10 protein-coding genes and 1 riboswitch are annotated in these 13,514 nt (G+C 42.5%); of the genes, 4 read left to right on the top strand and 6 right to left on the bottom strand.

The window, feature by feature from the left end; genetic code table 11:
* Window positions 1–154: 154 nt before the first annotated feature.
* Window positions 155–293, top strand: a riboswitch (cobalamin riboswitch).
* A gap of 22 nt (window positions 294–315) precedes the next feature.
* Window positions 316–756: a DUF1636 domain-containing protein gene (locus FIS9605_RS0103275; protein ID WP_026731305.1), complete on the top strand. Its 441-nt coding sequence runs from the start codon at window positions 316–318 to the stop codon at window positions 754–756.
* Between the two features lie 56 nt (window positions 757–812).
* On the opposite strand, the gene FIS9605_RS36140 is transcribed toward FIS9605_RS0103275, so the two are convergent.
* Complete coding sequence (locus FIS9605_RS36140; protein WP_051469922.1) at window positions 813–3,320, bottom strand: DUF4347 domain-containing protein; 2,508 nt, start codon at window positions 3,318–3,320, stop codon at window positions 813–815.
* A gap of 652 nt (window positions 3,321–3,972) precedes the next feature.
* On the opposite strand from FIS9605_RS36140, the gene FIS9605_RS0103265 reads away from it, so the two are divergent.
* Together FIS9605_RS0103265 and FIS9605_RS0103260 are read left to right on the top strand one after the other, a co-directional pair.
* The gene (locus tag FIS9605_RS0103265) at window positions 3,973–4,230 is read left to right on the top strand and encodes a hypothetical protein (protein WP_026731304.1); all 258 of its coding nucleotides are present in this window, start codon (window positions 3,973–3,975) and stop codon (window positions 4,228–4,230) included.
* Window positions 4,231–4,247: 17 nt separating this feature from the next.
* Window positions 4,248–5,294 carry a CobW family GTP-binding protein gene (locus FIS9605_RS0103260; RefSeq protein WP_026731303.1) on the top strand — a complete coding sequence of 349 codons (1,047 nt, stop codon included), beginning with the start codon at window positions 4,248–4,250 and terminating at the stop codon, window positions 5,292–5,294.
* 236 nt (window positions 5,295–5,530) lie between these two features.
* On the opposite strand, the gene FIS9605_RS39695 is transcribed toward FIS9605_RS0103260, so the two are convergent.
* The 3 genes from FIS9605_RS39695 to FIS9605_RS0103245 all read right to left on the bottom strand — a co-directional run bounded on the left by FIS9605_RS39695 (window position 5,531) and on the right by FIS9605_RS0103245 (window position 9,281).
* Window positions 5,531–7,054 (bottom strand): tetratricopeptide repeat protein, encoded by a 1,524-nt coding sequence (locus tag FIS9605_RS39695; protein WP_051469921.1) that lies wholly within the window; start codon window positions 7,052–7,054, stop codon window positions 5,531–5,533.
* Between the two features lie 114 nt (window positions 7,055–7,168).
* Window positions 7,169–7,762, bottom strand: coding sequence for a hypothetical protein (locus FIS9605_RS0103250; protein WP_026731302.1), 594 nt, complete (start codon window positions 7,760–7,762; stop codon window positions 7,169–7,171).
* 724 nt (window positions 7,763–8,486) lie between these two features.
* A complete protein-coding gene (locus FIS9605_RS0103245; protein ID WP_026731301.1) occupies window positions 8,487–9,281 on the bottom strand; it encodes a HEAT repeat domain-containing protein in 795 nt (264 codons plus the stop codon).
* Window positions 9,282–9,631: 350 nt separating this feature from the next.
* Here FIS9605_RS0103245 and FIS9605_RS0103235 point away from each other — a divergent pair, with 350 nt between their 5' ends.
* Window positions 9,632–11,119 (top strand): site-2 protease family protein, encoded by a 1,488-nt coding sequence (locus FIS9605_RS0103235; protein ID WP_026731300.1) that lies wholly within the window; start codon window positions 9,632–9,634, stop codon window positions 11,117–11,119.
* A 131-nt stretch (window positions 11,120–11,250) separates the two neighbouring features.
* Here FIS9605_RS0103235 and FIS9605_RS0103230 read toward each other — a convergent pair whose 3' ends face one another.
* A complete protein-coding gene (locus tag FIS9605_RS0103230; RefSeq protein ID WP_026731299.1) occupies window positions 11,251–12,513 on the bottom strand; it encodes a family 10 glycosylhydrolase in 1,263 nt (420 codons plus the stop codon).
* Window positions 12,514–12,991: 478 nt separating this feature from the next.
* On the bottom strand, window positions 12,992–13,462 hold the full coding sequence (locus FIS9605_RS0103225; protein WP_026731298.1) for a tetratricopeptide repeat protein: 471 nt from the start codon (window positions 13,460–13,462) through the stop codon (window positions 12,992–12,994).
* Between the last annotated feature and the right edge of the window lie 52 nt (window positions 13,463–13,514).

The following is a 13,514-nucleotide window of genomic DNA, read 5'->3' as shown; positions in this document are numbered from 1 at the left end:
TCTCTACAGCCAACGAAAAATCGGTCTTTTCAGGAACAGAAACTGGGTTTTTGGGATTACTGAATTGATGTTCTAGTTACCAGGTTGAACCTGGTAACTAGGTTTTGGTGGCTCTGCCTCCTGGGTAACGAAAATAATACGGAGAATATTGGTGTTATGATGAGAAACGTTCGGTTCTGGTGGGAATCAGCCACTGGAGGTAACGGGGAAAGTTCGGTGCAAATCCGACACTGTCCCGCAACTGTGAACTTAATGAAGTGAGTCAGGATGCCCGCCGAAGTTGATTCATCAGTTCTATACATCTGCGAGGTACAGATGACCGCTGCTAAAGATATTTCTACAATTTCTACAACGAATGGGGTAAGTGCGCCCTCTCATACTCTTTTTGTTTGCAAAACTTGTGCTAGCGTTTGGCAAGATGGCAAACGAATTGGTAAAAGCGGTGGTCAAAAGCTACTACAACAGCTTCAGCACCTGGCGCAAGATTGGCATTTAAAAGATAATTTTCCCATCCAGGAAGTTGAATGCATGAGTGCTTGCGATCGCTCTTGTGTTGTTGCTTTTGCTGCTTCTGGGAAATTAACTTATCTGTTTGGGGATTTACCTGTGGATGGCAGTGCCGCAGCCATTCTGCAATGTGCTAGCCAATACTATACTAAGCCAGATGGTTTACTGCCCTGGTCAGAACGTCCCGAACCCCTGAAAAAGGGTATTTTGGCAAGAATCCCACCCACACCTCAGTTGGGTAAAAACTAAAAATTTTTAGGGGCGATAGCGCCCCTTTTTTATACCTAATGTACTAGAAATTATCCTTAGAGGAAGTTGTTAGCACTCAAACGAGATGGATCAAATTTTTCCAACGGACTAAAATTCTCGAACCCACCGGATTTTGCTTTTCCATCCACATCCAAGCGAACAGTAGTATCAATCCCCACTGGCTGCAATTTCAGGACATCAGAAAATCTTTGTGAGTTGCGATCGCTTGGTTGAGTCAGGATACCGCGTGAGTTGATCGCATCTTGGGTTGGTTCAAAATCAGATCTCATACCATCAATCAGCCGATCTTTTCCTAAATCACCGTTGATACGAGTGTTACCTTGACCACCCGTGAGAATATCTATGCGATCGTCACCGTAGAAACGGTCAGCACTATTTTCTCTACCGCTATTTAGGGTATCGTTACCATCGTTACCCCTAACAAAGGTGACACCTTTAACTTGAGAAGTTGGTAAACTCGCTGAAGTGCTTCCAGCAAACTCAAAAGCACCAATATCCGGTTTTGAATCGCGAGTAATGCCACGTTGGTCAGTAGTTATAGTCCCGTTACTAGTACCAGCATTAATCGCCGGACTTCCTGATAGAAGTGGATGCACCAAAACTCCATCAATATTTTGCAAAGAATCTAATTTTGGATCGGCAATGGTGATATTTGCAGTGGCGTTATTGTCATTCCCCAACGTCGTGCCTTTGGGGGGATATTGAATATTGCCGCCATTGTCTGTTAACTCGCGATTCGTTTGTTGTTGAATACCCCAAGCGTTTGTGCCATTATCGGCGGTGTTGTTGTAAAAGATAGTATTTTGCACGCTGACAGGGGCATCGTTAGCAGCAGAAATACCACCCCCAACCCATCCGGCATAATTGTTAGCAATTGTTGTGTTGACGATGCTGGTGGGACTGTACAGTGTCATGCCACCACCCACATTACTATCCCCTTTACCCGATACCCGGTTGCCCGAGAAGGTGCTATTGGTAATTGTAGTTGGCGCATCCATTGTCCACAAACCACCACCCTGACTAGAAGCCGTGTTATCGACAAAAGAGGTATCGCGAATTGTTAAGCCTTGGTTGAGTCCGTTACTAAGTAGCACAACTGCACCGCCATTTCCGCCGTTACCGCCGTTGGCAAGGGCACTAACTTCGTTGTCTTTGAACACGGAGGACTCGATGCTAACGTTATCTTGAGTACCAGTGTAGAGGTAGGCAGCACCGCCTTCCCCTCGTCCTTTGTTGCCTGCAAAGGTACTGTCCACAATACGAATGCTACCAGAGGTTTCATCGATGGCGCTGGCACGGTCTGCATAAATAGCGCCACCGTAGCCTCTCAGGGATGGATTGTCTTTTCCTGCGTCGTAGGAAGCGCTGGTGGTATCGTTGTTGAGAAATTTACTATTTTCGATGGTGAGTTTGCCATTGAGGCTGTTGATGGCACCGCCGTTAATGCCTTTGTTATTGGTAAACTCGCTGTTGCGGACAGTTAAATCTCGGGGTCCCCAGAAAGCGATCGCTCCTGCTCCCCGTTCATCATTTCCTGCTGTGGCTCGATTATTATCAAATTGACTGTCAGTAACTGTCAGCGTCCCTTCATAGGCACTGAAGATAGCACCACCGCCTTGATCCGCCACATTATTTTTAAACGTAACGTTCTCAATCGTCAATTTGCCTTGGTGGGTAGTGCTAATTGCTCCACCACGCTCGTTGGTATATCCATTTACCAAAGAAAGATTTTTTACCGTTAGGCTGGTAGGCTGAACAGATGTAGAGTTGAGTAAGAAAATCCGGCTTTTGTTGTCACCACTGATAGTTAAATTGTTAGCTTCCGCAGCATCGATAGTCAGGTTTTTGCCAGCACCAATCTCAATTTGCTTTGTCAGAGTAATCGTTTGATTTGCCAGACTAGAGTCAAATTTAATTGTGTCGCCAGACTGTGCATTAGCGATCGCATCTCTGAGGGAGCCTGAGCCACTATCATTGGTGTTAGTAACTGCGATCGTACCTAAAACACCAGCGTAGGTTTCCATTACCTCAAGATGCAAAATTGGTGGGTATTCAATGTTGCCCAGCCTTACTTCTAAATCCCAATTTCCATCTAAAGCATTGTTTCCCGTCAGTGTTCTGGAAGCAGCAATGTTTGCCCCAGTTAAAGATTGGAATTTCCTCAGAAAAGCTTTTCCCTCTATTCCTCTAGCGACATTACAACCATAAATGAAAAGGTCAACACCTCTGAAAGTCGATAACCATCGGGACTGTCTGAAATAGCGTTCCAGGGTGTCAGAATTTAACTGAGCATTACCTAAGGACAACTGTCCAGGTGAACCGTGAGAAAAAATGTGTACGGCTTTTACAACTGGTTTTTCAGCCAGTACAGCCATAATTTGCTCAACTCCATCCCGTTGGCAATCGAGCAGATAAATATCAACATCTGGTGTAATACCATTAGCAATAACTTGATAATTCTCAATCGCAGAATCTATGAAAGCAACTACATGCCCTAAGTTGCGAACTTGGGAATGAACAGATGTTTGATAGGTACAATGCATGAAAAATTCCTCTAAAAAACAGTTGGCTTAGTAATGCATCTTTGCTCATCAATCCTGAACAAACTTGCGGTAGACAACTGCAACCCTCTATTTTTTTGATGCGGCCCTGTAAATATTAATGAAAATCGACTTAACCTAGTTAAAAGCGCCGATTTTGAGTCTCTTTTCTAATGCACAAAAAATCTGCAATCCAAAAGGCTTTTAAATCATCTAGTTTCTGTTGTCAGTATCGACAAAAAGACCTTCCAATTCTGTTAACCTTCCCCCTGCACGCCAGTCACTACAACCGGGGAACCTCATAACGCAAAGGCTCCCCTTTATTTTCCTTCTGCAAAGTATAATGCGTCAGACGTATGAACGCAACTTGGTATAAGCACTGACCCAAGATTTTCACTCTCTTGCATGCTCCTGACGTAAATTTTATATTTTTGCGCTATTATGATAACGATTATCGTTTTATATATAATATGGTCAGTGATTTAAGTAGGACGGTGTAATTAATTAAAGGTTTGTAGTCAGGACTTTAGTCCTCAAAAAAGGGCTAAAGCCCTTACTACGAAATTATTTCAATGATTTTACGTTACTTAACATAGCTTGATTTATTCCCACCGACTTACTTAATTCAGTCCAAAGACAACTTACTTTAGCCAGGATGAATTTTTCATTTGGTAGACAAACAGCGAAAGCAAATCCAGAAAAAATAAGGCAAGTAAAGGAATGGATTTACCAAGCCTTGCAAATAGACGAAAAAACTTCAGTTTCTCTGAGTCAATTACAGTGTACTGAACCTGGTTGTGCACCAATTGAAACAGTAATTGTGGTGATGACAAATCCAGCTCAACAGTACAAAGTTCATAAGTCAATAGCTGAGATTGAGTACCAAGATATTAATCAACTTGTTCATTCTTAGTAAAAATAGGATGTTCTATGGAAAGTATTACTACATCATTCAAAGAAACAATTCTTGAGCTACCCAAAAGGGGAATGCCTGTGACAATCATCACAGGATTTTTAGGCAGTGGTAAAACTACTCTGCTGAATCAAGTTTTGCAAAATAAACAAGATTTAAAGGTTGCCGTACTCGTGAATGAGTTTGGCGATATCAACATCGACAGCCAACTGCTAATTTCTGTCGATCAAGATATGCTAGAACTCAGCAATGGTTGTATTTGCTGTACTATAAACGATGGATTAGTTGATGCGGTTTATCGGATTTTAGAAAGAGAAGACCGGATTGATTATCTAGTGATTGAAACTACGGGTGTTGCTGACCCACTCCCAATTATTTTAACTTTTTTAGGTACAGAGTTGCGAGATTTAACTAACCTTGATTCTATTCTGACTGTAGTAGATGCGGAGGCATTTAGTCCTGAACATTTCCAGAGTGAAGCTGCTTTAAAACAAATAACTTATGGCGATATTACTATTTTGAATAAAACCGATTTTGTGGATAGGGAAAAGCTACAAGAGTTAGAAAATTATATTCATGAAGTCAAAACAGGTGCAAAAATTTTAAACACCACATATTGTCAAGTTCCGTTACCATTAATTTTAGGTGTGGGATTGACTCAAAAAGATAAATATAACCTTGAGCATGAGGAAGATACTCACAAACACGAGCATCATGACCATGCTCACGATCATGACCATAAGCATCATCACCATCATGGGCATCACTCTCACCATTTAGAAAATGATGGATTTGTTTCTGTCTCTTTTCAAAGCGATCGCCCCTTTGATGTCCATAAATTTGAAGAATTTTTAACCGAAAAAATGCCACAGGATGTATTTCGAGCAAAAGGATTTCTGTGGTTTAGTGATAGTGAATCACGGCACATCTTTCAACTTAGCGGCCCTCGTTACAACTTACACGCCGATGACTGGTCTACTCCACCTAAAAACCAGCTAGTTCTGATTGGCAGAAATTTGGGAAAGAGCGAAATTCATTCTTTGCTGAATGAGTGTTTGATATGATTAGTAGTTTTTAAGAACATCAAAACAGCGATCGCCCATTCGCTCAATACTGTTACCTGTCTTGAAAATAGGGTAAAGGGGAAAGGGGATGGGGGAAGGGATTTTCATTGCCTCGTGGTGGGCGATCGCGAATTAGAGAATGTTTGAAAAGTGATGAAGGTTACGCAAGTCGCTTGAGCAGGAAGATGACAAGAATCATCGCAATTTAAATGAACGTTTACAAGATTGGCTATCTCCTATTTCTCGCCCAGTTCTTGGAGTTGCTTCGTAGCTTGTTGTTGTAGTTCTGGATCGTTGCTTGATTCTAAAACTTGCTTGAAATCAGTAATGGCTTTTTCTCTTTTGCCTATTGTTTTGTAAGCCCTTCCCCGATCAAGGTAAATTACGACCAGCTTGGAATTAAGTTTGAGAGCTTTGTTGTAGTAAGCTATAGCACGCTTGTAGTCGCCTTTACCCGCATATGCAAATCCCATACTGTGGTATACATGAGCCTCTGGCTGGAGTTCGAGAGCCGTTTTCAGATCAATCAGAGCGCGATCGTATTCACCTAGTTTTGCGTAGAAAAACCCTCGATTATTGTAAGCTTCTGCTAAGTTAGGATTAAGCTTGATCGCCATATCAAAGTCCTCAATGGCAGCTTTGTAATTACGTTGCTTGCCGTAAGCAAGCCCGCGATTGTTGTAAGCATCCTTATCGTCAGACTTAAGAGCGATCGCTTGACTATAGCTCTCAATGGCATCGCGGTAATTATATTGGTCAGCAAAAGCAAGCCCTCGATTGTAGTACGCGTTGATAGCTAGCTCAGCTAGTTCGGGGTTAACGTTAACCCGATCTTTAACTTGATCGATAACCCAATCGTAATCTTGAATAGCATTGTTATAGTTGCCTTGCTTGTAATAAGTCGTGCCACGGTATAAATATACTATTTCCTGGTTTAGAGACGATTCTGGCTTTTCGATCTCTTGAAGCTGTCTTAGAGCGTCGTTGAAGAAGTTAATCGCACTCTCCCAATCTTCTGCTGCGTAACGAGCCACTCCTAGAGTGAAAAGACTCAAGTATGTCATATCTTTCGAGAGACGAGTTTGTAGCGTAAAGCTCTCTAATTCAGCAACAGAAGGTTTTCGAGGTTCCTCCTTGGCTTCCTCACCCAGTTTAGGTACTGGAATTTGTAGCACCTCAAAGTTGGTACTGATAGGCACAACTTCTTTTGTTTTGCCGTACCAGCCCCAGATGACAATAATCGCCTTGTGTTTCTCTCCCTCATTACGAGCAACCTTTTTACCTTGTTTTTCGGTGATGGATTTACCCAAAGACTTAATCTCGACATGGGCGTATTTCTTTGTGCCGATAGCGTTGTTCAGTCGCCGGATAATTGTCTCAGTCACGCGATAGTGTTGCGGATCGGGACCTTCAAAATCAGCGACGAGGATAATAGGATTTTGCGGAGGTAGGGAGGGTACTATAAAGAAAATGGCAATAGTGACGAGCGGAATTGCCCACAGACCAATGAAAGCAAAGCAACGCACTCTCCTAGAATATGCATATTCTTTCCTAGTAGGCTGTAGAGGTTGGCGAATTATATTTTTCTTGAAATACAAGTAGCCACAAGCAAACCATGAAATGCCGACGAAGAGAGATAGCATAACAGTAGTGACAGCTCCAGCGTTGCTTTGCCATAAAATGACAAAATTAACCACACACGTCACGAAAGTAATTACAGCCGTAATCCGCCCTTCGATGCTTTTAAAGAAGTCAAACATTGTTAAAGATATGCTTGTTGCTCATTAGTCTGGTTTGGCTAAGTCATCGGCTTCTCTATTCAGTAAAAGATAGACTTCAGCACAAACTGAGCTTGTGGCAATAACTCTTGACTACTATCTAGTTATGCCATAATATCTCAATGCCCTCCAGAACCAATTTTCTCGTCTGTAAGATTGCGATTCTTGGTCGGTCGGAGTTCGTGCGGGTCGTCCCCACCAGTCGGGTTTTCCTCCTACACCCTCCTCTTGTCCGTAAAAGGTAACTCGGACGATCGATGGATCTTGTGCTAATCTTTGTTGAACTACTGGAAGTTCATTATCGGATGTAATGTTGCATCTCCCTGGTATATCGTATTTTTTAACCTGATAGCTAAACCACCTAGTGTACTGCCCTCGGTTATTCATAACTACGCGACTGATACAAGGTACATTTGGAATGTCAGAAGGCCAGCGATATTCTAGAATGACAGCAGAATCACCTTCAATAGTAACGGTTGTCCCTATAGGAACTCCTTGGTTCTTCCATGTCTGCAAATCGGGATAGTAAAGCCTGTTATCAATCTGTTGAAAAAGCCGTCCCCGATGGGAGTACAAGCGTGGGTTTGGATTATACCCTTGAGCGCGAACGACATTCGGGCAGCTTATAGCTAAAATAGCAGACACGCTCAAAAGCACCATAAATTGCTCGAACCAGTGTCTGTTCTTCATTGTTTTCCTAGGAGAATTGCTTTCTATTATCTTCTTAAACAAATTCTCCCCACTACTATTATCGCTCTCAACAGGATTGAGATCTTTGGCACGAATAACTAATGTAATACTGCCTTAATTTAATCGAGCGATCGCTTAGGGCTGGAATTTAGACTAGTTCCCGGTACGAAACTCTAGAAACTTTTCCAAGGGTTGCGATCGAGAATAGTTTTCGGTTCATTCCTTTATTTCAAAATCGCAGTTTCAGAAGCTTGTAGGGTATTGAAAAGTAAAGTTTTTTTTCAAAAATAACTCACTGATGATGAGAAGTGATAATTTAATAATTGAAGCTTTAAAAGCTTCCCTGGCAGATATAACAGCCTTGAGTTCAAAGGTTCAGTTTAGTTAAGAGGTAAAAAACGCTGTTCAACAATCTGTCTCGTCAACTGACAGCAGCACCCAAGCCTAACGCTTACATTTCCTCAATGTATTTGTGAAATAGGGGGCAATGTAACTGATTATTAATTAATGCTGCGAGTGCATGATTAATTGATTGCACTGCGAGTGTGCAATTTTAATTCAGTACAACCCTGTATAGAATCACCAAGGAGAGGAAATAATTAAGCTAGTAAAAGCTTGGGTGTTGTTGTTTTTGAAAGAAAGGCAATTGTTTCGGATAGCGCTATTTTCACTGCACTCTGATTGCGGCACAGCGACCCTTTGAAGATCATTAACTGAAATTAAATTACTTACGCTTTTTGTTTTTTTTGTTCTTTTTTTTCTGCTTTTGATCGGAAGTAGTAGAGAAACCCCGAGGCTTTTGTGATTGAGGTTTAAGGGCAAAGTAGTCTATCCTTTCTTCAAGGGAAAATTTGCGTTCTGGCACTTCCGTAGGATCTTTTAGCCCAAGCGATACCTGTACTTCATTCCAATCTCCAACAATAAAAGGCACAACTCGTTCTGCTGCAAATGCACGCTCCATAACAGAGGCAGACTCGACAGCTTTCAAATCAATTAATTCACCTATCAAAAAAGCATTCAGCTCAATGTCGTTATCTGCAAATAGTTCCAGTTGTTGCGTCAAAATAGCAATGCATTGGTTGCGCGTATCAGGATGATTTTCAGCAATTTTTGTCAGTGAGGTGGCAGCAGTGGCGCGGTCATAGGAATCGTGGGATGAATCTGCAAGATAGGCTTGGAGTGCAGGAATAGCAGCAGGCCCGATTTTGCCAAAGATGTCGGGTAACTCGCTACTACTCCAATCATCATCAAGTTCATGAAATAGGGAGATTAGCGGTTCAATTGCTGCTTCAGCACGAAGTTGACCTAGCGCACGCCAAGCATGAATAGGTGCCCAAATTTCAAGACCATCTAAATCTGAGGAATTCAACTGTTGGTCGGTTGCCATGCGGATGAGATCGGGAATGTGTTCTGAACTGAAGCCCAGTTCCTCAATATAATTTGGTATCTCTTGAAATTTACGACAGTCACCGTAGGTGAGCAGTTTATTTACTGGAGATGGGTAAGTAGCCATAGCCATATCGAAGTATCTCCATTACTTCTACTGCAACTATTATCCATCTAACTTTCTCCAAACAAACCTTGACCAATAATTCCTTGATGGTACAAGAGGTGCGGATTTATCCGTGGAATCAATCCACGCATCCACGCATCCAAAATCTTCAAGCCCCCAGTATAGGCTGTGGGGTCAATCCAAAATCCAAAATCCAAAATCGTGTGACCGAAAGCATAAATTTAGAAAAAAGGCGATCGCATTCCTCACATTCACCCTAAGATATTGGGCAGAATACAGCCATCGTTATAAATTAATTAATATCTGTGAACACCTGACTAATTCAGGCTTGATTTTACAAAGCGAAGGGTTTGGAAATGTTTACTGCATCAGAAACTCCTCTCATTGCGACAGTTCTTTTGGTCGCCTTCGGAATTTTGGGCTGGGGCTTTTATCGTGCCAGACCTTATGGAAAGCTGGGAATCTTTGCCTGGTTACAGTCAGTAGTGTTGATGGCTCCTTGGCTGCTGTTTTTTGGCTTATTTGCAGCCGGGATTTACATCAATATTGTGGGCATCCTCTTTTTGTTGGTTGTTTCGGCAGGAGTGTATATTTATTTGGGCAGACAATTGCGAGCAGCTGGGCAAGATGTGATTCTTAGACAGCGGGCAACGGAAAAGCTAGCCGAACAAGAAGCCACTTCTACAAAAGAGGGAACACAGCCAGCAGAACCTGCACAGCTTAAACTGGAGACTGTGCCGATTCCTGAACAGGATTTGAATGCTATTAAAAGTATTTTCGGTATTGATACGTTTTTTGCTACAGAAACGATTCCTTACCAGGAAGGAGCCATATTTAAAGGTAATTTGCGGGGAGATGCAGAGGTAGTACACAACCGCCTAACTGCGAACTTGCAGGAAAATCTAGGCGATAAATATCGCCTATATTTAGTGGAAAATACCGATAACAAACCTGTGGTAATTGTCCTTCCCAGCCGCAACGACCCGCGTCCGATGACATTATCCCAAAAAGTGTTTGCGGGTATTCTGCTGGTGGCGACTATAGCTACGAGTCTGGAAGCTGCGGGTATACTGCAAAATTTTGATTTGTTTGCCAATGTCGGGCGGATCGGAGAAACTTTGCCCATCGGTGCTGGGATCTTGGTGATTTTACTGGCTCACGAAATCGGTCACTGGTTACTTGCCCGTCGTCACCAAGTCCGCCTCAGCTGGCCTTACTTTCTCCCAGCAGTACAAATTGGCTCTTTTGGCGCCATTACCCGTTTTGAATCTTTATTGCCCAACCGCAAGGTATTATTTGATATAGCTTTGGCAGGGCCAGCGGCTGGGGGGATTGTATCTTTGTTAATGTTGGTAACTGGGTTACTGCTTTCTCACCAAGGCAGCATGTTTCAGTTACCCAATCAGTTTTTCCAAGGCTCAATATTGGTGGGTAGTTTGGCGCGCGTTGTCCTTGGTTCAGCTTTGCAATCGCCTTTAGTAGACGTGCATCCATTGGTAGTGATTGGTTGGTTGGGGTTAGTAATCACAGCTTTGAACTTGATGCCCGCAGGACAACTCGATGGTGGTCGGATTGTCCAAGCGATTTATGGACGTAAAACCGCCGGGCGGACGACTTTTGCAACCCTGATTTTGCTGGGGTTAGTGGCTCTTGCCAATCCTTTAGCAATGTACTGGGCGATTGTCATTCTGTTTTTGCAACGTGACTTAGAACGCCCCAGCTTGAATGAAATCAGCGAACCAGACGATGCACGCGCTGCTTTGGGACTTCTGGCTTTATTTTTAATGGTTGCCACTCTCCTACCCTTAACTCCTGGTTTAGCTGGACGTTTGGGAATTGGGTAGTGGTTAGTAGTTAGTAGTTAGTAGTTAGTAGTTAGTAGTTGGTAGTTGGTAGTTGGTAGTTAGTAGTTAGTTGTTTACCACTATCGACTATCCACTAACCACTAACCACTATCGACTATCCACTAACTAAATTAGGGCTTCCACCCCGCCAACAGATTTGGATAAGCAGTTGTTGTGGGAAAGAGGTTCTTAAAACCAATCTGGCGTTGTTGTGGGGGTTCTTTGGTCATATTCCACAAACTTTCATAGAAAAAGAAAGAAACTCCAGCAAACTTGCGATTGCGCACTTGTTGCACTTGTTGGGCAATCTGAGTCATGGGTACGTGTTTGCGTTTTAACCCCGTCATAATGCCAATACTCACAGGTATGTGACTTTGGGCGGCTTGTACTTCTGGACGCTCTAATTCGTTCTTAAAGACGTTGGGATCGTCCCGATATACTTGCACAACTAAGTCTTCAACAAGTCCCATTCTCTCCCATTTTTGCCAGTCTGCTAGAAAGAATTCGTAGGAAAAGCGTTGGGGATTGGGTGCTACGGAGACGATGCAGTTCTTTTTCGTCGCTTTAATAGCTTTGAATACCCGCTTCATATAGTCGGTAATTTTATTTGCTCTCCACTGCACCCATTCTGGATCTTTAGAGTTGGCAGGAGGAGCTTTGCCTCTGTGTTCTTTTTTGTACAGCGCAACTGTATAGGCATCGTATCCTAATTCCGATGGTAAACCGAAATGATCGTCAAATTGAATGCCATCGATGTCGTAGTTTCTGACTATTTCTACGATTAAATCTTGGATGAATTTTTGCACCTCTGGGCGAAAGGGATTTAACCAAACTCTATCATGAATGCCTTCTTTCCAAATTTTGCTACCGTCGCGGCGACTAGTCAGCCATTGCGGGCGACGTTTTGCCAGTTGGGAGTCAGCGGGAGCCATAAAGCCAAATTCAAACCAGGGAATGACTGTTAAGCCTTGTTGATGTCCCACGCTGACAACTTCTTTAAGCATATCTCGCCCTTGCAATCCAGGTGTGGGATCGAGCGATCGCCCAATCGTTCTTTGGGCTACTTTGCTGGGATACAGCGTCCAGCCCCAATTCCACACGGCAGGATAGACAACGTTAAAATTTAGCTGTTTCAGGTTTTGCAAGGCACTCTTGAGGCGATCGCTTTCAAATAGTACATTGCTATCGATATTGGTTAACCATACCCCCCGTAACTCTGATATTTGCGGACGGGGAGGAAGAGGAAGATTTTGAGCCTGTAAGGGAAAAGATAGCATCACTGTGGCTACTACTGAGAGGATAGCCAATACAGTAAATAAAGTCAGGTTTCGGTTGCTACTTTGACGAGCGTTCCACAAGAACAGCCGCTTAGACATTTTTACAAACTTTTTCATCATTGAGTGGGTACAAAATTTCACATCGGCTTCAACAAATCATCAATCATGACTTGAAATATTGCCAAGAGGTTGCACTGCTAAATTCTGCACCAAAGGATTATGTACTACCTAGTAAGACATACGCAATATAGAGACGTACCAGGCATAGCACGTCTCTACAGGGTTACAGAGTGTGTTAATTAGTTGCTAACATACCCGAAAAAAGTAGCAGGTTATTAAATCCACAATTGTAAAAGTGTGATCTAAACTTTTTTGAGCAATCTCCCATGTTCTATCAAGTTTGTACCAAAAGTAACTTGAGCCAGCGTGCTAGGTTACTGTTGCTTTCATCTGCTATTTATACAAGCAGAGAAAGTGTGAGTGCCAATAACTAGTGAAGCATACTGGTAGCAATTGAAATCAATTGAGACTAAGAAGATTTTTTACAATCTTTTGTTATATCTAATACAAAAGACTATCTTGATTTCTGTGTTTTTTAACTCAATCGAAACGTGCATTCGAGAATCAATTTTTGATTTAAGAGGGAATAGGGTTGAATTTGTAGGGCGCGACGAAAAGCAGCGATCGCTTTAGCATATTCTCCTACTGCCGCGTAAGACAAGCCTATACCATGAAGTGCGCCAAAATGGACTGGATTAATCTGAATAGCCATCAGGCAATCAGCTATAGATTTTTCATATTTGCCAGTGGAGTAGTAAAGAAAAGCACGACGGTTCCAAGCTTCGGCAAAATCTGGTTGTTCGTTAACTAACTCGGTTAGTACTGTTTCTGCCTTGGCAATTTGACCTGAATCCATTAACTTTTGGCTGCGTTCAATCATTTCCAGCCCGTAAATACCTTTTTGCTGATACCAGATGCGCCAAAGTTTTTTTGTCGCCTGTTCGCGAACTGTTTCATCGGGATTTTTCAAGTCTTTAAGTAAGGAATTGACAAATAAAGAATCCATGAATCCGACGCTATTGAAACTATCTTTAGGATCAAATTTCGCACAAAATGTT

The organism is Fischerella sp. PCC 9605 (assembly GCF_000517105.1).
Lineage (GTDB): Bacteria > Cyanobacteriota > Cyanobacteriia > Cyanobacteriales > Nostocaceae > PCC9605.
The sequence above is the reverse complement of the archived record's forward strand: the minus strand, read 5'-3'. Positions and strand labels throughout refer to the sequence as shown.